This is a genomic window from Streptomyces sp. CRN 30 (assembly GCF_034105845.1).
Map to the genome: position 1 here is coordinate 1 of NZ_JAVRHI010000517.1, position 20,501 is coordinate 20,501.

Consider the following 20,501-nt stretch of genomic DNA (forward strand, 5'->3'; position numbering starts at 1 on the left):
CGCCGCCCGCGTCACAGGCCGTGGCGGTCAGCGCGAGCGCCACGACGAGGCCGACGGCGGCGGGCGCCGGGGAGCTCCCGCGACGCGCGCCCCGGACTCGGCGGGCGGCGAAGAGCGGGCGTATGGATCGCATGGTCTGAAACTCCCCCTGGGGCAAGAGAACGCTGCGCCGCTGCCGGAGCGGCCGTCGTACGCCGCCTCCGCGTGCGGCTCGTGGAACGGCACCACACACTATGCGGTCGCTGTGGGGGACATCCGGTGGAACGGCAACGGTTCCATCACGGAGTGATCTTGTAGGGCCGCCCGTCCACCGTCGCAACCGTCCTCGGCGCACCCGCTTCCCGGCGTGCGCGGCCTCGTTGGTACGGACGGGGGACCTGACGCCGTCGGCGTGCAGGGCCCCGGCCAACTCACCACCGTGAGCGGAGGGACTGTCGTCGTGGCTGTGACCGAGTCCGCGGGGACCACCGCGGGGCGCGGGACCGAGGGAACGCGCGCAACGAGTGGGGACGGCGACGGGCGGGACGGCGCGGGCGCGCGACCGGCGCACGAGGGAGTTCCGCGCCGCCCGCCGTCCCGTGAGCCGGCGGCGCGCACCTATGCGCACGCTCTGCCCGTCGTACCGGTGCGGGCCCGCGGGCTGACCATCGAGGGCGCCGACGGGCGCCGCTACCTTGACTGCTCGTCCGGCGCGGGCACGCTCGCGCTCGGCCACAACCACCCCGTGGTGCTGGAGGCGATCCGCGGCGCCCTCGACTCGGGAGCGCCGCTGCACGCCCCCGACCTGGCGACCCCCGTGCGGGACGCCTTCACCACCGAGCTGCTCCGCACGCTGCCGCCCGCCCTCGCCGACCACGCGCGCGTGAGGTTCTGCGGGCCGACCGGAGCGGACGCGGTGGCGACGGCCCTGGAGCTGGTGCGCGCGGCGACCGGGCGCACCGGCCTGCTCGCCTTCACGGGCGCCCCGCACGGGACGGCCAGGGCGGTGCTCGAGGCGGCCGGGGACGCGGACCGGGCACGGGTCGCGTGGCTGCCGTACCCGCAGGACCACCGCTGCCCGTTCGGCGTGGGCGGTGAGCGCGGTGCGGAGCTCGGCGCCCGCCTCACCGAGTCCCTGCTCGACGACACGGGGCCCGGAACGCCCCGGCCCGCCGGGATGATCCTCGAACCCGTCCAGGGCGAGGGCGGGGTGGTTCCCGCGCCGGACGGCTGGCTGCGCCGCATGCGTGAGATCACCGCCGCGCGTGCGATCCCGTTGATCGTCGACGAGGCCCGGACCGGGGTGGGCCGCACCGGGCGCTTCTGGGCGGTGGAGCACAGCGGCGTCGTCCCCGACGTGATGGTCCTGTCGAGGGCCATCGGCGGCAGCCTCCCCCTGGCCGTCGTGGTCCACCACGAGGACCTCGACGCCTGGCAGCCCGGCCGCCACGCGAGCGCGTTCCGCGGCAACCAGCTGGCCATGGCCGCCGGCACGGCCACCCTCGCCCACATCCGCGAGAACCGACTCGCCGAGCGCGCCGGGGAACTGGGCGCCCGTATGCTCGGCCTCCTCCGCGGCCTGCGGCAGGAGTACGCGTGCGTGGGCGACGTACGCGGCCGGGGGCTGATGATCGGCGTGGAACTGGTCCGTCCGGAGGACCCGCCCATCGGCTCCGGGCCGCGACCGGCAGCCCCCGGACTCGCCGCCGCGGTGCGGGAGGAGTGCCTGCGGCGCGGTCTCATCGTGGACGTGGGCGGGCGCCGTGCCGCCGTCGTCCGTCTGCTGCCGCCCCTCACCCTCACCGACGAACAGGCGGACGCGGTGCTCGACCGGCTGGCGGACGCCGTGGCGGCGGTGGCCCGGGAGCGCCCGGACCCGCACCGCGTGCCGGACGAGGGCACGGAACCGCTCCGCACGACGCCCGGAGGACCCTCGTGAACATGCCGGCCCCCGACGCGCACGCCGACGACGGCGCCGCGCCTTACGCCGTCCCGGACGCCGAGGACACGCTCGATCTCCGGCTGAGCGAGGACTACCTCGCTTTCCTGGAGGAGCAGGAGGACGAGGCGTGCGCCGCGGCGGCGGACGACCGCCACGGCACCGAGCCGGACCGGGGCGGAGGCCGTACGGCCGCGGCGGGGGAGGACCTGCTCGACCGCCTCGCCGACTGGGGCCCGGCCCCGACCCCGGTGGGCGAGCTGCGCCTGCTGCCCGTACGGGTCGAGTGCGACCTGCCCCTGATCGCACGCTGGATGAACGACCCGGCCGTGGCCGCCTTCTGGGAGCTCGCCGGCGCCCGGTCCGTGACGGAGCGGCACGTGCGCCACCAGTTCGAAGGGGACGGACGCAGCGTGCCCTGCCTGGGCGTGCTGGACGGCACGCCCATGAGCTACTGGGAGATCTACCGCGCCGACCTCCACCCCGTGGCCCGCCACTATCCCGCCCGGCCGCACGACACCGGGATCCACCTCCTCATCGGCGGTGTCGCCGACCGCGGACGGGGGATCGGCTCGGCCCTGCTCCGGGCCGTCGCGGACCTCGTGCTCGCCAGGCGGCCGTCCTGCGCGCGCGTCGTCGCCGACCCCGACCTGCGCAACACGCCCTCCGTCTCCGCGTTCCTCAGCGCGGGGTTCCGGCTGTCCGCGGAGGTCGACCTGCCCGACAGACGGGCCGCCCTCATGCTCCGCGACCGGGCACTGCGCCATGTCCTGTAGCGTCGCCGGCGGCCCGCCCCACCGGTCCGTCCCGATCACACCGCCCGATACCGCCTCGAGGCCACGGTTGTCAGTGGCGGGCCGTAGGGTGGTCGCGCTATGACGAAGCCCTCACTCCCCGAACTCCTGCATGCCGCCGTCGCCGCCGTCGGCGGCACGGAGCGCCCCGGCCAGGTGACCATGGCCGAAGCCGTCGCGGAGGCGATCGACGACGGCTCCCACCTGCTGGTCGAGGCGGGCACCGGCACCGGAAAGTCGCTCGGCTACCTGGTGCCCGCGCTCGCGCACGGGGAGCCCGTCGTCGTGGCGACGGCCACCCTGGCGCTGCAGCGGCAGCTCGTGGAGCGGGACCTGCCGCGCACGGTCGACGCGCTGCACCCGCTGCTGCGCCGCCGCCCCGAGTTCGCGATGCTGAAGGGCCGGTCGAACTACCTGTGCCTGCACCGCGTGCACGAAGGGGTGCCGCAGGACGAGGAGGAGGGGCTCTTCGACCAGTTCGAGGCGGCCGCCCCCACCAGCAGGCTGGGGCAGGACCTCGTGCGGCTGCGCGACTGGTCCCAGGAGACCGAGACCGGGGACCGCGACGACCTCACCCCGGGCGTCTCCGACCGGGCCTGGGGCCAGGTGTCGGTGTCCTCCCGCGAGTGCCTCGGTGCCTCCAAGTGCGCGTACGGCGCCGAGTGCTTCGCCGAGATGGCACGCGAGCGCGCCAAGCTGGCCGAGGTCGTCGTCACCAACCACGCCCTGCTCGCCATCGACGCCATCGAGGGCGCGCCCGTGCTGCCGCAGCACGAGGTGCTGATCGTCGACGAGGCGCACGAGCTGGTCTCCCGGGTCACCGGCGTGGCCACCGGAGAGCTCACGCCGGGGCAGGTCAACCGCGCGGTGCGGCGCGCGGCCAAACTCGTGAACGAGAAGATCGCCGATCAGCTCCAGACCGCCGCCGAGGGCTTCGAGCGGCTCATGGAGCTGGCCCTGCCCGGCCGGCTGGAGGAGATCCCGGAAGACCTCGGATACGCGCTGATGGCGCTCCGCGATGCCGCCCGTACGGTGATCTCGGCGCTCGGCAGCACCCGCGACAGGTCCGTCCAGGACGAGGACGCGATCCGCAAGCAGGCGCTGGCGTCCGTGGAGAACGTGCACGACGTGGCGGAGCGGATCAGCAACGGCTCCGAGTGGGACGTCGTCTGGTACGAGCGGCACGAGCCCCGCGGCGGAGCCGCATATCGACACAGCGGCGCATCGCTGCGCGTCGCCCCCATGTCGGTGTCGGGCCTGCTCAGGGAGAAGCTGTTCACGGACCGCTCCGTGATCCTGACCTCGGCGACGCTGAAGCTCGGCGGCGACTTCAACGGGGTGGGCGCGTCCATGGGCCTGGCCCCCGAGGGCACCCAGGGCGAGGACGTCCCGCAGTGGAAGGGCGTCGACGTCGGCTCCCCGTACGACTACCGCAAGCAGGGCATCCTGTACGTCGCCAAGCACCTGTCGCGTCCCGCGCGGGACGGCGACCGCGCGGACATGCTGGACGAGCTGACCGAGCTGATCCAGGCGGCGGGCGGGCGGACGCTGGGCCTGTTCTCCTCGATGCGGGCGGCGCAGCTGGCCGCCGAGGAGCTGCGCACCCGCATCCCCGAGTACCCGATCCTCCTCCAGGGCGAGGAGACCCTCGGGGAGCTGATCAAGAACTTCGCGGCGGACCCGCGGACCTGTCTCTTCGGCACGCTCTCGCTCTGGCAGGGCGTCGACGTCCCGGGCCCCAGCTGCCAGCTCGTCGTGATGGACAAGATTCCCTTCCCGCGGCCCGACGACCCGCTGATGAGCGCCCGCCAGAAGGCCGTCGAGGAGGCGGGGGGCAACGGCTTCATGGCCGTGGCCGCCACCCACGCCGCCCTGCTCATGGCCCAGGGCGCCGGCCGTCTCGTACGGGCCTCCGGGGACCGCGGTGTGGTGGCCGTGCTCGACCAGCGGCTGGCCACGGCCCGGTACGGCAGCTATCTGAAGGCGTCACTGCCGGACTTCTGGTACACGACGGACCGTAACCAGGTGCGCCGGTCGCTCGCCGCCATCGACACCGCGGCGAAGAAGACGGAAGAAGTTGAGGAGAGGGAAGAGGCCACGGAGACGGAAGAGGCCTGAGCGGCCACCGCGTCCCGGAGCGCGGACAGCACAGGGCCCCGGAACCGGCGCAGGGGGTTCCGGGGCCCGGATCAGGGGCGGTGTGCCGTCGCCTACGGGTCTCACACCCGTCGCAGGACCGCCACGACCTTGCCGAGGATCGTCGCGTCGTCGCCGGGGATCGGCTCGTACGCAGCGTTGTGCGGGAGGAGCCAGACGTGGCCGTCCTCGCGCTTGAAGCGCTTCACGGTGGCCTCGCCGTCGAGCATCGCGGCCACGATGTCACCGTTCTCGGCGACGGGCTGGCGGCGGACGGTCACCCAGTCCCCGTCACAGATGGCGGCCTCGATCATCGAGTCACCGACGACCTTGAGCACGAAGAGCTCGCCGTCGCCGACCAGCTGGCGCGGAAGGGGGAAGACGTCCTCGACGGACTCCTCGGCGAGGATGGGGCCACCGGCGGCGATCCGGCCGACGAGCGGGACGTACGACGCGGCCGGCTTGCCCGCGGTGTCCGTGGGCTGCGCCGTCGTCTGGTCGGAGCCCCGCACTTCGTACGCGCGGGGGCGGTGCGGGTCGCGGCGGAGGAAGCCCTTCCGCTCCAGGGCCATCAGCTGGTGCGCCACCGACGAGGTGCTGGACAGGCCGACCGCCTGGCCGATCTCCCGCATGGACGGGGGATAGCCGCGCCGCTGCACGGAGTCCCGGATGACCTCGATGACGCGGCGCTGCCGGTCCGTGAGCCCCGAACTGTCGGCCCTGATGCCAGGAGGCCGGCCCGGCAGGGACCGCTTGGGTCCCTCCGTACTCGCGGCTTCGTTGATCGCGTGCACCGGCTCGAATCGGCCCTGGGGACGGTCCTGGGCGGTGATGGTCGCGCTGTCTGCGGTGGTGGTCACGGCGTCGGCCCCTCTCGATGTTCTCCCGTGCTGGACAACGGTAGAGGCTTTCGAAAGGTTGCGCCAAACACACGTTCGAGTGAAAAAGTGCCGATTGCCTGACGTGATCATGTATCAGGGTGTAAGGCTGCGATCGCCGGGCACACGAGGTCACTGCGTGTACTCTTCGCCGCCGGGACGGCATCTCGTGTGCTCCGTCGCCGCGCGGCCCAGTCTGCCATCCGGCGCCCGGCCGGCGGGTCGTAGGACCCCTTCCGCGCGGCCCCTCCCATGTCGCGCCCGCCGTCCCCGTGTCCGCCCGTGTGCGGGGCGTCGCGGAACCCGCGGGCGGGCGCGGTCCCCCGCATGTGCCGATACGTGTGCGACACGCGCGGCGTGGGCGGGTTTACGGGCCAATCCCTATATCTAGTGCTTGGATTGCGGGAGTGACCCAGAAGTTGTGGTCCCCCTGGTCTTCGAGCCCGTGGGTATCGCCTATGCTGGGGGCTGCTTCGCGGGGTCCGAGTGGCCCGGCGAGGCTGTTGAGTCTGCTGAGAAGGAGGGTTGGGAGTTCCATGCACTGCCCCTTCTGCAGGCACCCCGACAGCCGCGTCGTCGACTCCCGTACGACCGACGACGGCACGTCGATCCGCAGGCGCCGCCAGTGTCCCGACTGCTCCCGTCGTTTCACGACGGTGGAGACGTGCTCACTGATGGTGATCAAGCGGTCCGGTGTCACGGAGCCCTTCAGTCGTACCAAGGTGATCAACGGCGTCCGCAAGGCGTGCCAGGGGCGGCCCGTCACCGAGGACGCGCTCGCCCAGCTCGGCCAGCGGGTCGAGGAGCAGGTGCGGGCCACCGGCAGCGCCGAGCTGACCACCCACGACGTGGGTCTGGCCATACTCGGCCCGTTGCGGGAGCTCGACACCGTGGCCTACCTGCGGTTCGCCTCGGTCTACCGGGCGTTCGACTCGCTGGAGGACTTCGAGGCCGCCATCGCGGAACTCAGGGCGGAGCAGGGGAAGCGCCCGGCCGCGGGCGACGGGGATGCCGGCGCGGAACCCGGGCGCGGGCCCGGGGGGACCGGACAGGTTCCCGAACCCGCCCACGCCGCCGACTGACCGGCGGGCCGCCCGGCCGGAACGACGGGGTCCCGACGGCGGGCGGCGACCAGGACCTGTCGCGGACGCGCCAGCGGCGCCGCGACACATGACAGGAACACCGTGCCACGGAACAAAGTGGCACTTCAGGGCGTTTCAGCCCGATACAGGGAGGCGGCATGACAGAGACGGCGAGCGGTCCGGCAGCACGAGGTACCCGCGCGAAGGGCACCAAGGCCACCAAGGGACTGCGCATCGAGCGGATCCACACGACCCCCGGCGTGCACCCGTACGACGAGGTCGAGTGGGCGAGCCGTGACGTCGTCATGACCAACTGGCGCGACGGCTCGGTCAACTTCGAGCAGCGTGGCGTCGAGTTCCCCGAGTTCTGGTCGGTGAACGCGGTCAATATCGTCACCAGCAAGTACTTCCGCGGCGCCGTCGGTACGCCGCAGCGCGAGGTGAGCCTCAAGCAGCTCATCGACCGCATCGTGAAGACGTACCGAAAGGCCGGCGAGGACTTCAAGTACTTCTCCTCGCCCGCCGACGCCGAGATCTTCGAGCACGAGCTGGCCTACGCCCTCCTGCACCAGATCTTCAGCTTCAACAGCCCGGTCTGGTTCAACGTCGGCACCCCGCAGCCCCAGCAGGTCTCCGCCTGCTTCATCCTGTCCGTCGACGACTCCATGGAGTCGATCCTCGACTGGTACAAGGAAGAGGGCATGATCTTCAAGGGCGGCTCCGGTGCCGGCCTGAACCTCTCCCGGATCCGCTCCTCCAAGGAGCTGCTCTCCTCCGGCGGCAACGCCTCCGGTCCCGTCTCCTTCATGCGCGGCGCCGACGCCTCCGCCGGCACCATCAAGTCCGGTGGTGCCACCCGCCGCGCCGCCAAGATGGTCATCCTCGACGTCGACCACCCCGACATCGAGGACTTCATCGAGACCAAGGTGAAGGAGGAGGAGAAGATCCGCGCCCTGCGTGACGCGGGCTTCGACATGGACCTGGGCGGCGACGACATCACGTCCGTCCAGTACCAGAACGCCAACAACTCGGTCCGCGTCAACGACACCTTCATGAAGGCCGTCGAGTCGGGCGGCAAGTTCGGCCTGACGTCCCGCATGACCGGCGAGGTCATCGAGGAGGTCGAGGCCCGGGACCTGTTCCGCAAGATGGCCGAGGCCGCCTGGGCCTGCGCCGACCCGGGCATCCAGTACGACGACACGATCAACCACTGGCACACGTGCCCGGAGTCCGGCCGCATCAACGGCTCGAACCCGTGCAGCGAGTACATGCACCTGGACAACACGTCCTGCAACCTCGCCTCGCTGAACCTGATGAAGTTCCTGAAGGACGACGGCAAGGGCAACCAGTCCTTCGAGGCCGAGCGCTTCCAGAAGGTCGTCGAGCTGGTCATCACGGCGATGGACATCTCCATCTGCTTCGCCGACTTCCCCACCGAGAAGATCGGTGAGAACACCCGCGCCTTCCGCCAGCTCGGCATCGGCTACGCCAACCTCGGCGCCCTGCTGATGGCGACCGGCCACGCGTACGACTCCGACGGCGGCCGTGCCCTCGCCGGTGCCATCACCTCCCTGATGACCGGCACCTCCTACCGCCGCTCCGCCGAGCTCGCCGCGGTCGTCGGCCCGTACGACGGCTACGCCCTCAACGCGGTCCCGCACCAGCGCGTGATGAAGCAGCACGCCGACGAGAACGAGAAGGCCGTCCGCATGGACGACCTGGACACCCCGGTCTGGGCCGCCGCCACGGAGGCCTGGCAGGACGTCGTCCGCCTCGGCGAGAAGAACGGCTTCCGCAACGCCCAGGCGTCCGTCATCGCCCCGACCGGCACCATCGGTCTCGCGATGTCCTGCGACACCACCGGCCTGGAGCCCGACCTCGCGCTGGTCAAGTTCAAGAAGCTGGTCGGCGGCGGCTCGATGCAGATCGTCAACGGCACCGTCCCGCAGGCCCTGCGCCGCCTGGGCTACCAGGAGGAGCAGATCGAGGCGATCGTCGCCCACATCGCCGAGCACGGCAACGTGATCGACGCGCCGGCCCTCAAGCAGGAGCACTACGAGGTGTTCGACTGCGCGATGGGTGAGCGCTCCATCTCCGCGATGGGCCACGTGCGCATGATGGCCGCGATCCAGCCGTGGATCTCCGGCGCCCTGTCCAAGACGGTCAACATGCCGGAGACGGCGACCGTCGAGGAGGTCGAGGAGATCTACTTCGAGGCCTGGAAGATGGGCGTCAAGGCGCTCGCCATCTACCGCGACAACTGCAAGGTCGGCCAGCCGCTCTCCGCCAAGAAGAAGGACGACAAGGCGGAGAAGATCGCGGAGAAGACCGAGGGCGAGATCCGCAAGGCCGTCGAGAAGGTCGTCGAGTACCGCCCGGTCCGCAAGCGTCTCCCGAAGGGACGTCCCGGCATCACCACGTCCTTCACCGTCGGCGGCGCCGAGGGTTACATGACGGCCAACTCCTACCCGGACGACGGTCTCGGCGAGGTCTTCCTGAAGATGTCGAAGCAGGGCTCCACGCTCGCGGGCATGATGGACGCCTTCTCCATCGCCGTCTCGGTGGGTCTGCAGTACGGCGTGCCGCTGGAGACCTACGTCTCGAAGTTCACCAACATGCGCTTCGAGCCGGCCGGTATGACGGACGACCCGGACGTGCGGATGGCGCAGTCGATCGTCGACTACATCTTCCGCCGCCTGGCGCTCGACTTCCTGCCCTTCGAGACCCGCTCCGCCCTCGGCATCCACTCCGCCGAGGAGCGCCAGCGTCACCTCGAGACCGGTTCGTACGAGCTGTCCATCGAGGACGCGGAGGTCGACGTCGAGGGCCTCGCCCAGTCCGCGCCCCTGGCGCAGGAACTGAAGGCCGTCGCCACGCCGAAGGCCGAGGACGAAGGGGTCAGGCCCGCCCCGAAGCAGGCCCACACCAGCGCCGAGCTGGTGGAGATGCAGCTGGGCATCCAGGCCGACGCCCCGCTCTGCTTCTCCTGCGGTACGAAGATGCAGCGGGCCGGCTCCTGCTACATCTGCGAGGGCTGCGGTTCCACCAGCGGCTGCAGCTGACCCGAGGCGCTGACGCGCTGACGCGTCGAAGGGCGGCACGGTCTCACCGACCGTGCCGCCCTTCGGCGTCACTCAGGCGTCAGGCAGGCGCGCGAGCGTCACCCAGGCTCTCAGGGCCGCCGGGGCGCGCCCATGATCCGGGCGAAGGACGCGGGGTCCGTGTCGTACCCCTGGAGGCCGGGGCGGAAGCTCCACACGCCGGCCTCGTCGCGCAGGAACTCCGCCACGGTCGCGGCCGTCGCCTCGCGGGCGCCGCCGAAGTCGTGCTCGTCCAGGACGTCGTACCCCTCCCGGATGCGCAGCCCGGGGTGCCCTATGTCGGCGAACGCCTTCTTCCCGTTCTGCTGCTGGATGGCGACGCCGACCACCACGCGCGCGTAGCGCGCGTCGAGCCGGTCGAGCTCCAGGACCATGACCTCGTCCCACCCGAAGCCCTGACCGGTCTTGCTGTCCCGGCTGAGGGTGATGGTGCCGTCGGGGGAGCGGCTGTCGTGGTGCACCACGTAGCCCGGCTCTCCGTGCGGGTCCGCCGCCAGGTAGGTCGCCGCCAGGAGGTCCAGGTCCACGGACGGCCGGCCGAGCGGACTGGGGTCCCACTTCACCGCCACCTCGACCTTGCCGACGCCCTTGTTGAGGCCTTCCACCGGATCTCCCTCCCCGTGCCGTGTTTGTCCGCCGCGTGAACTGCCGCGCAGCCGTGATCAGTTGTCCATCCTCGCACGCGCGCGGGACGTTCGCTCAGGTGCGCTCCGTCCGCGCGTGACCGGCGCCACGTCCGGTGGCCTTACCATGGCGCGGTGCTGGTCAAGTGGACACGCTGCACCGTGGTGGACCGTCGGGGGTTCGAACGGGGGCAGCGGAAGTGGGCGGGGCTTCCCGGGGAGCCGGGTTTCCGTGGGCAGGGCGGCGGCTGGAGCCGTGGGCGCCCCGGTGTGGCCCACGTCTTCTCGTTCTGGGAGAACCGCACCTTCTACGACTCCTTCATGGCGCGCTCCCACGACCGGCTCGCCGCCTCGCAGTCGGGCACCTTCAAGGACCAGCAGGCCAAGCTGTTCGACCACCGCTTCGACGTGAAGACCGGTTTCGAGCCGCGCTTCGGGGACGCCGACGTGGTGCGGGTGGCGCACTGCCGGGTGCACGAGGAGCGCGCCGAGCACTTCACGCTGATGCAGGAGAAGGTGTGGAACCCCGCGATGGCCGGTTCGCCCGGCATGCTGCGCGGCCTGTTCGGCGAGGCGCCCGGGCCCGAGTTCCTCATCCTCTCCATGTGGCGGTCGGCCGCCGAGCACGGCAAGTACCGTGCGGAGAGAGTCGAGAGACTCGCCCTGAGAACGCAGCTCGAAGCGGATGTCGCGGCCCTGGCGGGCGACATCGTGGAACTGGAGCCCGGCTGGACGGTGTGAGGCGCTCGTCGTCCGGGCGCGGCACCCCTCCCGTGAAGCGCGGGAGCTGTGTGATCTAGACCGTATGGAGCCCGTACGGGTGCTCGATCGGCCGTCACTCGATCTAGGGTTTCGGCATGGCACGACCACGGCGCATCGTCCTTGTCCGGCACGGCGAGTCGGAGGGCAACGCCGACGACACGGTGTACGAACGCCGCCCCGACCACGCACTGGCGCTCACCGAACGAGGCCGGCGGCAGGCGGAGGAGACGGGCGAGGCGCTCCGTGAGGTGTTCGGCCTGGAGCACGTCAGCGCGTACGTCTCCCCGTACCGCCGCACCCACGAGACCTTCCAGGCCTTCCGCCTCGCTTCCGACCGGGTGCGGGTCCGTGAGGAGCCGCGGCTGCGCGAACAGGACTGGGGCAACTGGCAGGACCGCGAGGACGTACGGCTGCAGAAGGCCTACCGGGACGCCTACGGGCACTTCTTCTACCGCTTCGCGCAGGGCGAGTCCGGGGCCGACGTGTACGACCGGGTCGGCGGCTTCCTGGAGAGCCTGTTCCGCAGCTTCGAGGACCCCGACCATCCGCCGAACGTGCTCCTGGTGACCCACGGTCTGGCCATGCGGCTGTTCTGTATGCGCTGGTTTCACTGGTCGGTCGCGGAGTTCGAGTCGCTGTCCAACCCCGGGAACGCGGAGGTGCGGATGCTGCTGCTCGGGGAGGACGGCAGGTACGCGCTCGACCGGCCCTTCGGGCGCTGGCGGTGAGCGGCCCGTACGGTGCCACCGGCTAGGGTGACGGAGCGATGAACGCTCACTCCTCTCCGGACCGGCGCCTGGCGCGCGCCCTGGCGAGCCTGCGCGGACTCTCGGTCGGGGACGCGCTGGGCTCGCAGTTCCTCGTGCCCGCGCACCACCCGCTGCTCCAGCGCCGTGAGGCACCGCCCGCGCCCTGGCAGTGGACGGACGACACGGAGATGGCCTGCTCCGTGGTGGCCGTGCTCGCGGCCCACCACCGGATCGACCAGGACGAGTTGGCCCGCTCCTTCGCGCGGCGCCATGACTTCGACCGCGGGTACGGACCCGCCGTGAACCGGCTGCTGCGGCTGGTCCGGGAGGGCGGCGACTGGCGGCAGCTGGCGCCCGCGCTGTTCAACGGCCAGGGCTCGTGGGGCAACGGCGCGGCCATGCGCATCGCGCCCCTGGGCGCCTGGTACGCGGACGACCCCGAACAGGCGACGCACCAGGCGGAGATTTCGGCGTACCCCACCCACCAGCATCCCGAGGCCGTGGCCGGAGCCATGGCCGTCGCGGCGGCCGCCGCCCTCGCGGCCGGTCCCACGGGGCCGCCGGGCGCAGGGGCGCTGCTCGACGGCGTGATCGCCCTGGTGCCGAGGAGCGCCGTGGCCGCCGGACTGCGTCGCGCCCGCGACCTGCTCGACTACGAGGACGTGCGCACGGTCGCGGCCGTACTGGGCTGCGGCCGGCGCACGACCGCGCACGACACCGTGCCGTTCACGCTCTGGTCGGCCGCGCGGGCCCTCGGCGACTACGAGCGGGCGTTCTGGACGACGGCCCGGGCGGGTGGTGACGTGGACACGAACTGCGCCGTCGTCGGTGGGATCATCGCCTCCGCGGAGGCGGGCGCGCCGCCCGGCGAGTGGGTGGGACGGACGGAGGCACTGCCGGACTGGGTGCCGGAGGGTTAGCGTTCCGCGCCGCGCTCGGCCGTTCACGACTGCGACACCGCTCGGGCCGAACGCTTCCGGTGAGGGATCGCCGAAGGGGGCATGGAGTCGTGCGGCAGGCCGTCGCGCGCGCTCACCATCCGTGCGTGGGGCGGGTCCAGGTGCAGGGGGAGGTGCGCCCCGGCGCGGCGAACAGCTATGTTTTGAGGTCGTTCCGGGCGTGGTGATGCGCCGATCCAAGGTGTGCGTGAGCGAACGGAGTGAGCGGAACGCCAAGGATACGGCCGTCCGGTCGACGCTTCCGCTGCCGCGGCCGGAAGGTGGCTGACGGGCCCCGGCCGGGCCCTCGGTGGCGTCAGGGGTGGCCGGGTGCGGAGCGGGATTCGGGGCGGCGTAGGCTAGGGCCGTCATGCCGTACGAACCGCCTACTCACACCGTCGAGCGCTCACTTCGCGCCACGACCGGCGCCAAGGTCATTGCCGGTGTCGACGAGGTGGGACGCGGTGCGTGGGCCGGCCCCGTCACCGTCTGCGCGGCGGTCACGGGCCTGCGCCGACCGCCGCAGGGCCTCACCGACTCCAAGCTCCTCACCGTCAAGAGGCGCACCGAGCTGGCCGAGGAACTGCGCACCTGGGTGACTTCCTCCTCCCTGGGGCACGCCTCTCCCGAGGAGATCGACCGGCTCGGTATGACGGCCGCCCTGCGGCTCGCCGCCTGCCGCGCGCTGGAAGGCCTGCCGGTACGGCCCGACGCGGTGATCCTCGACGGGAAGCACGACTACCTGGGGACGCCCTGGCGGGTACGTACGGTGATCAAGGGAGATCAGTCGTGCGTGGCCGTCGCGGCGGCGTCGGTGATCGCCAAGGTCCAGCGCGACAAAATGATGGCCGAACTGGGTATGAACCATGCACACTTCGGTTTTGCGGCCAACGCCGGGTACCCGTCACCCGTGCACAAGGCCGCGCTGGCGGAGTGGGGACCCACCCCCTACCACCGGCTGTCGTGGGCGTATCTTGATGCGCTGCCCCAGTGGCGGCACCTCAAGAAGGTCCGCGACCGTGCGGACGGAAGCGTTCCGGAGATCGAGGGTCAGCTCGGCTTCGATTTCTGACAGTTCTGTTCGCACTCATGTGCCACCCGCCGACGCGAGTCGCACCGGCGTTTGATTACCATCAACTCATGCCTCTCATTCCCGAGGAGCCTCAGATTCACGAGAGTGCCCAGGGTTCGCGCGTCACTCCGGCCAGCGGCCGCGTCGCGCCCACCCCTCGTCCCGTACCCGGTCCCCGCCCCGCGGCTCCGGCGCGTCCCGGCCGTCCGGGACCCGTCCGGCCGATGCCGGGCCAACGCGCACCGCGCGAGACCGCCGCGGCCAAGCCGACGCCCCCGTCCGCCCCGGCTGCCGACACCGCTTCCGCCACCCCGCAGATCCAGCTGATCCCGGCTGCGCCGGAGGGTGCGCTGGACGCCGCGGAGGAAGCCGTCGACCTGCTGCTCGAGTCCGGCCGCGTGCCCGGGGAAGTGCTGGTGATCACCACCGGCGAACCGCACCCGTGGGCCGCGCACGAGCTGTCCTTCGGAGAAGCCGCCTACTGGGCGCAGCACGACGCGGGCGACGACGTCTTCTACACGGACGTCGCCGTCGCCGGCCGGGCGAAGCCCCGTCCCGTCGTCGTGGTCGCCGTCAACGGCGGCCCCGACGAGGCCGCCGGACAGGCGCTGCCGCTGGCGCTCGCACGCGCCGGTGCGCTGCTGATCGTCTGCGGGGACCCGCAGCGCATCAACTCGGTGCTGGGCGCCGGGGTCTGAGCGACTCCGGGGGCCGCGGTCCGTGGCCTCCACGCCCGGTTCCCCTCACACCCCGCGCCTTGCGCGCCCTCGCACCTCTCGCCCAGCACCGGCTGAGCCGGGGCGCGGGGTGCGCCGGGGCGCGGGGTGCGCCGTGTACTGCCCGTGCGTGTGCTGCCGGTGTGTGAGCCGCCAGTGCGTGCACCGCCGGACTCAACGCGCGGCAGCCCGGCGCAGTACCTCCGACGCGGCGCCCCCGGTGCGCGGCGGTGGCGGGGCGGCGAAGGGCTCCGCCGGCGAGTCCGCGTGCGGGCGGCGCCCGCCACGGCCCTCGCCCAGGACCTGCCAGCCGTCACGCGTCAGCGTGATGTACGCCCCGCAGCGCAGCCCGTGCAGCGTGCAGGCGTCCCGCAGCCCCCACATCCACGCACCGTCCTCCTCCGTCCAGCGCCCGTCCCCGTCTCGGCAGTAGAGCAGCACCGCCGTGCGTACCGGAGTGCGTCGCCGCAGGTCGTGCGGGATCACCCGGCGCAGCTGTGCGAGCAGTGCGTTGCGGAACATCCAGCCGTCCGCGGGGGCCGGACGACGGACGAACGACGCGCTCGCCAGCAGCCGTTCGTCGGGATCGAGAACGGCCACGACCGCGGTGGCCGGCCGGGGCCGGTGGCGTGCGTGCAGTCCGCCGACGACGTCCCGGGGGTTGCGCAGCAGGGGAATTCCGGCGGCGGCCCACTCCGCGGGTTCGAGTATGCGGGCCACCGGGTTGACGGAAGCGGCGTACAGGTCGGCAGGGGTCGACGTGCCGGCCGCCGGGGACGGAGCGAATCCGAAGGTCACGGTCCTCCCTTCGGCTACGCGCCCACACTGCGGGCGAGAGTCGGACGTGGGGAGCGCACGCCGCGGCGGAGCCCTGGCCGAACAGGAGAAACCGCGCGGGGAGCGGACTTTCAATTCTTCCCGTCGAACTTCGTTGCGGCAACGAGCAATCGTGGCAGCCGACCGCTTTCTGGTGATCTGTCGCCTATATCCCTGCGCTGTGGGTTCCCGGGCGATGCGTGTGTTGACCAGGGGCGCCCTTTTCGCGGTGGATCAGCCCCGTCCTTCCCCGTCCTTCCCCGTCCTGTGGGTCAGCCCTGCACGGCGAGCACCAGTGGCATCACGTCGTCGGCCCCGGCGCCGCGCAGGAGCCGGGCCGCCACCGTGAGGGTCCATCCCGTCTCGGTGAGGTCGTCCACGAACAGCACGGGGCCGTCCGCGGCCCGCAGGGTCTCCTCCAGCGCGGGCGGGACGGTGAGCGTCCCGAGCAGCCCCCTGAGCCGCTGGGCGCTGTTGGAGCGCGACAGCGGGGGACCGTCGTGCCCCGGGGCGTACTCCAGTTCCCCCAGCACCGGGAGCCGGCCGACCTCACCGACCCTCTCCGCCAGGGTCCGCAGGAGCACCGGCCGGGTGCGCGACGGGAGACGGACGAGGCCCACCGGACGCGCCATGGCGTCCGCCGCGCCCGACGCCCAGCCCCCCGGCCCCTTGGCCCAGCCGACGAGCACCTCCACCACGCCGTGCACGACGTCGTCGGGGACGGGCCCGTCGGTCGCCCGCGGGTCGAACAGGGGTCGTAGCCGGTTGCCCCAGCCGATGTCGGAGAGCCGTCCGAGCGCCCGGCCCGGGAGCGCCTGCTGCCCCGCGGGGATCCGCCCCTTCAGGTCCACCCCGATCGCGGCCAGCCCCGTCGGCCACATCCGTCGCGGCTCGACGACGACACCCGCACGCCTCAGCTCGCCCCGGGCCGCGTCGAGCGAGGAGTCCGACACCTCGGCGTCGAACCGGGGGCCGGCGCAGTTGTCGCACCGGCCGCACCGGGCGGCCGTCTCGTCGTCGAGCTGGCGCTGCAGGAACTCCATCCGGCACCCGGGGGTCGCCGCGTACTCGACCATGGCCCGCTGCTCGGCCTGCCGCTGCCGGGCCACCCAGGCGTACCGCTCGGAGTCGTACGTCCACGGCTGCCCCGTGGCGGTCCAGCCGCCCTTGACCCGCTTGACCGCCCCGTCGACGTCGAGGACCTTGAGCATCCCCTCCAGGCGGGAGCGGCGCAGGTCCACCAAGGGCTCCAGGGCCGGCAGCGAGAGCGGGCGTCCGGCCTGCGCGAGCACGTCGAGGGTGCGCCGTACCTGCTCCTCGGGCGGAAAGGCCAGTGAGGCGAAGTACTGCCAGATCGCGGAGTCCTCCGGGCCGGGGAGCAGCAGGACCTCCGCGTGGTCGACCCCTCGGCCGGCCCGTCCCACCTGCTGGTAGTAGGAGATCGGGGAGGACGGTGAACCGAGGTGCACCACGAACCCGAGGTCCGGCTTGTCGAAGCCCATGCCCAGCGCGGACGTGGCGACGAGGGCCTTCACCTTGTTCGCGAGCAGGTCCTCCTCGGCCTGCTGCCGGTCCGCGTTCTCCGTCTGGCCCGTGTAGGAGGCGACGTCGTACCCCTCGTCGCGGAGGAACGACGCCACTTCCTCGGCGGTCGCCACAGTCAGCGTGTAGATGATGCCCGACCCCGGCAGGTCCCTCAGGTGCTCGGCGAGCCAGGCCAGCCGCCGGGCGGCGTCCGGCATCTCCAGCACGCTCAGGGAGAGGCTGTCGCGGTTCAGTGGGCCGCGCAGCACCAGGGCGTCCGAGCCGGTGCCGGTCCCCAGTTGCTCGGCGACATCGGCGGTGACCCTGGCGTTGGCCGTGGCGGTGGTAGCGAGCACCGGGACGCCCGGCGGGAGGTCCGTGAGCATGGTCCGCAGCCGGCGGTAGTCGGGGCGGAAGTCGTGCCCCCAGTCGGAGATGCAGTGCGCCTCGTCCACCACCAGGAGCCCGGTGGCCGCGGCCAGTGCGGGCAGGACGTTGTCCCGGAAGTCCGGGTTGTTCAGCCGTTCCGGGCTGACCAGCAGGACGTCCACGCCCCCGGTGGCCACCTCGGCGGTGATCTGTTCCCATTCCTCGGGGTTGGACGAGTTGATGGTGCGGGCCCGCACGCCGGCCTTCGCCGCCGCCTCCACCTGGTTGCGCATGAGGGCGAGCAGCGGCGACACGATGACCGTGGGTCCGGCGCCCTGCTGCCTGAGCAGGGCGGTGGCCACGAAGTAGACCGCCGACTTCCCCCACCCGGTGCGCTGCACGACGAGCGCCCGCCGCTTGTCGGCGACGAGCGCCTCCACGGCCCGCCACTGGTCCTCACGGAGCCGGGCCCGGCCCGTCGGGTCTGCGATCAGCCTGCGGAGGACCGTGTCCGCGAGGTCGCGCAGTTCTGCCCTGGTGTCATGTTCCATGGACGGGATTCTTCCCGGTCCGCGCCGCCGACGGCCGACATGGGCCGGGTGCGCGCCTGTCAGCGCCGCGGCGTCGGACGACGGCGTCACGGAGGTGGCGCGCGCGTATCGAAGCACGGTCTCGGCCGGGCGGACTGTGGACAACGGCCGAGGTGACCATGTCGACCGGGACGTGTTTGTCGTGCCCATGAGGTGACTTGTCCACAGGTGCAAGCGGAAGCTCGGCATCCGCGAGATGGTCACGGCATGACGAACCACAGCGAAGCGGCCGGCCGCTCCGGCGACGACGACATCAGCGGGCAGGGCGAGCGAAGCGGGCAGGGTGGGCAGGGGAACCCCACGCCCGGAGAGGGAGGCGACGAGCACCTCCGCGAGCGCACGGCCGGCGACGACTCCGGTGCCGTCCCGGTGCACGAGCGTCCCGCGGCGTTCCCCCGCCACGGTACGGCCGACGTGTACGGAGGGCATGGCGCCCCCACCGGTCCGTGCGGTGAGCAGCAGGTCACGCTGCGGACGCCGGCGGAACTGGCCGACGCCCTGCCCTACCTGCTCGGGTACCGGCCCGAGGACAGCATCGTGCTCGTCGCGGTGCACGACCGGGACGGGCGCGGCCGGTTCGGCGGGCGGGCCAGGCTGGGCATCCCGGCCCAGGCCGACGACTGGGCCGCCGTGGCCGAGCAGTTGTCACACGGACTGGTGACGGGCAGTGAGCGTCGCGGAGCCAGGCCGGAGAGCCTGGTCGCCTTCTTCTGCCAGGACCCGCGCGCCGGGGAGTCGGGGCGGGACGTCATGGAGCGGCTGCGGCCACTGGCGCAACTGCTGCGCCTGGCCTGCGGCAGGTACGACGTGCCCGTGGTCGAGGCGCTGTGCATCTCCGACGGCCGTTTCTGGTCGTACTGCTGTCCCGGCAACGGCTGCTGTCCGGCCGAGGGCGGGGTGATGGGGCTGCCCGGCACCTCGGTCCTCGCGGCCGCGGCGACCTACGCGGGGCTGCGGGTACGCGGCTCCCTGCGAGAACTGAGGGACCGGCTGACCCCGTGGCAGACCGCGGCGGCGCCCCGGCAGGAGGCCGCGCTCGACGCCGCCGACGCGCTGCTCCTGCCCCGCATCCTGCGGGACGGGAGCCGCGGGGAGGTGGCGGAGGAGACGCTCGCACTCGCGGGCCGCCTCCTGTGCCGCCTCGCGGAAGCCCCGCCGGCCTCCGGGACGCACCGGGCAGACCTCCGTGACGACGAACTCGTGAGCCAGGAGGAGGCCGCGACCCTGATCCTCGGCCTGCAGGACCGCACGACCCGCGACCGCGCGGCCGAGTGGATGGAGGGTGCGCAGGCGGGCCCGGCCCTCCGCCTCTGGCGCACCCTCGCCCGCCGCTGCGTGGGCTCGTACGGGGAGCACGCCGCTGCCCCGCTCACGCTCGCGGGCTGGGTCGCGTGGTCCTCCGGCGACGAACTGGAGGCGAGGGAGGCGCTGGCCATGGCGCTCGCCGCCGATCCGGACTACCTCTTCGCCCGGCTCCTGCACCAGGCCTGCAACGAAGGACTCGACCCGGAGTCCGTGCGCCGCTGCCTCCGTACGGCACGGGACGACCGCACCGTCCCCGCGGACGCCGGAACCGACGGTGGGCGCGAGCGGAACACCCAGGGGCGTACGGACGGCTCCGCACCGAGCCGTCGGCGCCGGACCCGGACCGAGCCGGGTGCCGCTGCCCGCGCCACCCGTCGGCCCCCCGCGAAGGCCGGCACCCGGCGGAGGGCGAGTGACACCCCGGGAAGGAGCGCGCGCGGCGGTGCGGACGGCAACGCTCGCGAAGGCGCCGGTGACGGTACCGGCGGCCGGGCTCGGACCCACGGCGGCAACGGCGGTCGCGCCGGGACGGGCCGGACGTGAACACGGCGCGGGCGCGGCTCGCCCCGCCCGTTGATCACCGCCATTCGGTCGGCTTTTCGGATCGGGCCGTGACCCGGCTGAGACCCCCTCCGTTCACCTGAGTGGCGGAACCCGTGGCCGACCCGTACCGCCGCACCGCACCCGTCCGCACCGGAGCCCCAGACCCGGCGCCGAGCACACCGCAGGCGCGTCGAGAGCGCAGGAGAAGCCGACTGATGTCACTGCTCACCCCGCCCTCAGCCCCCGACGGCGACCGCTCGCCCTCCCGCGGGGACGGCCCCTCGGCGCAGCGGACCGAAGAGCTCGACAGCCCCGCGGCGCGCGGGGCGGGCACCGGCCACCGAGCCCGGCGCCAACTCGTGGACAGGGTGGACAGCTCGGACAGGGGTGACCTGCCGCTCCGGGCCACCGGCCCGGTCCGCCCGTCGACCGGCCTTCCCGAAGCGTGCCGGCCGTCGTCGGGCCCGGCGGACACCGACCGTTCACCCACCAGGCTCCCGGTCATCGGCCGCCCTCCGCTCGAGCGCGCGGTGGCGCACCCGGTTCCCGTCCCGGCTCCGTTCCCGCGGCGGCCCGCCGACCTGC

At 72.7% G+C, this 20,501-nt stretch carries 14 protein-coding genes and 1 pseudogene; 11 read left to right on the forward strand and 4 right to left on the reverse strand.

Annotation, left to right across the window (positions count from 1 at the left end):
• The first annotated feature begins 439 nt into the window (after positions 1–439).
• From UW392_RS60645 to UW392_RS60655, 3 genes are all read left to right on the forward strand, one after another.
• Entirely contained in the window at positions 440–1,918 is a 1,479-nt protein-coding gene (locus UW392_RS60645) for a diaminobutyrate--2-oxoglutarate transaminase family protein (protein WP_320784072.1), read from the forward strand.
• Between the two features lie 2 nt (positions 1,919–1,920).
• On the forward strand, positions 1,921–2,694 hold the full coding sequence (locus UW392_RS60650; RefSeq protein WP_320784073.1) for a GNAT family N-acetyltransferase: 774 nt from the start codon (positions 1,921–1,923) through the stop codon (positions 2,692–2,694).
• A 99-nt stretch (positions 2,695–2,793) separates the two neighbouring features.
• A complete protein-coding gene (locus tag UW392_RS60655; protein ID WP_320784074.1) occupies positions 2,794–4,830 on the forward strand; it encodes an ATP-dependent DNA helicase in 2,037 nt (678 codons plus the stop codon).
• A gap of 101 nt (positions 4,831–4,931) precedes the next feature.
• Here UW392_RS60655 and lexA read toward each other — a convergent pair whose 3' ends face one another.
• Positions 4,932–5,708, reverse strand: a complete 777-nt coding sequence (gene lexA, locus UW392_RS60660; RefSeq protein WP_320784075.1) for a transcriptional repressor LexA — start codon at positions 5,706–5,708, stop codon at positions 4,932–4,934.
• A 554-nt stretch (positions 5,709–6,262) separates the two neighbouring features.
• Between lexA and nrdR the strand changes: the two genes are divergently transcribed.
• Both nrdR and UW392_RS60670 read left to right on the forward strand, forming a co-directional pair.
• Entirely contained in the window at positions 6,263–6,808 is a 546-nt protein-coding gene (gene nrdR, locus UW392_RS60665; protein WP_320784076.1) for a transcriptional regulator NrdR, read from the forward strand.
• Between the two features lie 158 nt (positions 6,809–6,966).
• Positions 6,967–9,870: a vitamin B12-dependent ribonucleotide reductase gene (locus UW392_RS60670; protein ID WP_320784077.1), complete on the forward strand. Its 2,904-nt coding sequence runs from the start codon at positions 6,967–6,969 to the stop codon at positions 9,868–9,870.
• Positions 9,871–9,980: 110 nt separating this feature from the next.
• On the opposite strand, the gene UW392_RS60675 is transcribed toward UW392_RS60670, so the two are convergent.
• Positions 9,981–10,514, reverse strand: coding sequence for a TerD family protein (locus UW392_RS60675; RefSeq protein WP_320784078.1), 534 nt, complete (start codon positions 10,512–10,514; stop codon positions 9,981–9,983).
• A gap of 153 nt (positions 10,515–10,667) precedes the next feature.
• On the opposite strand from UW392_RS60675, the gene UW392_RS60680 reads away from it, so the two are divergent.
• The 5 genes and pseudogenes from UW392_RS60680 to UW392_RS60700 all read left to right on the forward strand — a co-directional run bounded on the left by UW392_RS60680 (position 10,668) and on the right by UW392_RS60700 (position 14,751).
• Positions 10,668–11,273: a YdbC family protein gene (locus tag UW392_RS60680; protein ID WP_320784079.1), complete on the forward strand. Its 606-nt coding sequence runs from the start codon at positions 10,668–10,670 to the stop codon at positions 11,271–11,273.
• Positions 11,274–11,389: 116 nt separating this feature from the next.
• Positions 11,390–12,048 (forward strand): annotated as a pseudogene (locus tag UW392_RS60685) (histidine phosphatase family protein).
• A 12-nt stretch (positions 12,049–12,060) separates the two neighbouring features.
• Positions 12,061–12,963, forward strand: a complete 903-nt coding sequence (locus tag UW392_RS60690; protein ID WP_320784081.1) for an ADP-ribosylglycohydrolase family protein — start codon at positions 12,061–12,063, stop codon at positions 12,961–12,963.
• A 388-nt stretch (positions 12,964–13,351) separates the two neighbouring features.
• A complete protein-coding gene (locus UW392_RS60695; protein ID WP_320784082.1) occupies positions 13,352–14,053 on the forward strand; it encodes a ribonuclease HII in 702 nt (233 codons plus the stop codon).
• Positions 14,054–14,121: 68 nt separating this feature from the next.
• Positions 14,122–14,751 carry a hypothetical protein gene (locus tag UW392_RS60700; RefSeq protein WP_320784083.1) on the forward strand — a complete coding sequence of 210 codons (630 nt, stop codon included), beginning with the start codon at positions 14,122–14,124 and terminating at the stop codon, positions 14,749–14,751.
• 192 nt (positions 14,752–14,943) lie between these two features.
• On the opposite strand, the gene UW392_RS60705 is transcribed toward UW392_RS60700, so the two are convergent.
• Together UW392_RS60705 and UW392_RS60710 are read right to left on the reverse strand one after the other, a co-directional pair.
• Positions 14,944–15,567 carry a hypothetical protein gene (locus UW392_RS60705; protein ID WP_320784084.1) on the reverse strand — a complete coding sequence of 208 codons (624 nt, stop codon included), beginning with the start codon at positions 15,565–15,567 and terminating at the stop codon, positions 14,944–14,946.
• 290 nt (positions 15,568–15,857) lie between these two features.
• Positions 15,858–18,029 carry a RecQ family ATP-dependent DNA helicase gene (locus tag UW392_RS60710; protein ID WP_320784085.1) on the reverse strand — a complete coding sequence of 724 codons (2,172 nt, stop codon included), beginning with the start codon at positions 18,027–18,029 and terminating at the stop codon, positions 15,858–15,860.
• 246 nt (positions 18,030–18,275) lie between these two features.
• Between UW392_RS60710 and UW392_RS60715 the strand changes: the two genes are divergently transcribed.
• Positions 18,276–19,916, forward strand: a complete 1,641-nt coding sequence (locus tag UW392_RS60715) for a DUF4192 domain-containing protein (protein ID WP_320784086.1) — start codon at positions 18,276–18,278, stop codon at positions 19,914–19,916.
• Positions 19,917–20,501 lie beyond the last annotated feature (585 nt).

Excerpts from the sequence above, each read along its gene's own strand:
- UW392_RS60650 (WP_320784073.1), top strand. The coding sequence starts at position 1,921 with ATGCCGGCCCCCGACGCGCACGCCGACGACGGCGCCGCGCCTTACGCC.
- UW392_RS60655 (WP_320784074.1), top strand. The coding sequence starts at position 2,794 with ATGACGAAGCCCTCACTCCCCGAACTCCTGCATGCCGCCGTCGCCGCC.
- nrdR (WP_320784076.1), top strand. The coding sequence starts at position 6,263 with ATGCACTGCCCCTTCTGCAGGCACCCCGACAGCCGCGTCGTCGACTCC.
- UW392_RS60670 (WP_320784077.1), top strand. The coding sequence starts at position 6,967 with ATGACAGAGACGGCGAGCGGTCCGGCAGCACGAGGTACCCGCGCGAAG.
- UW392_RS60690 (WP_320784081.1), top strand. The coding sequence starts at position 12,061 with ATGAACGCTCACTCCTCTCCGGACCGGCGCCTGGCGCGCGCCCTGGCG.
- UW392_RS60695 (WP_320784082.1), top strand. The coding sequence starts at position 13,352 with ATGCCGTACGAACCGCCTACTCACACCGTCGAGCGCTCACTTCGCGCC.
- UW392_RS60700 (WP_320784083.1), top strand. The coding sequence starts at position 14,122 with ATGCCTCTCATTCCCGAGGAGCCTCAGATTCACGAGAGTGCCCAGGGT.
- UW392_RS60710 (WP_320784085.1), bottom strand. The coding sequence starts at position 18,029 with ATGGAACATGACACCAGGGCAGAACTGCGCGACCTCGCGGACACGGTC.
- UW392_RS60715 (WP_320784086.1), top strand. The coding sequence starts at position 18,276 with ATGACGAACCACAGCGAAGCGGCCGGCCGCTCCGGCGACGACGACATC.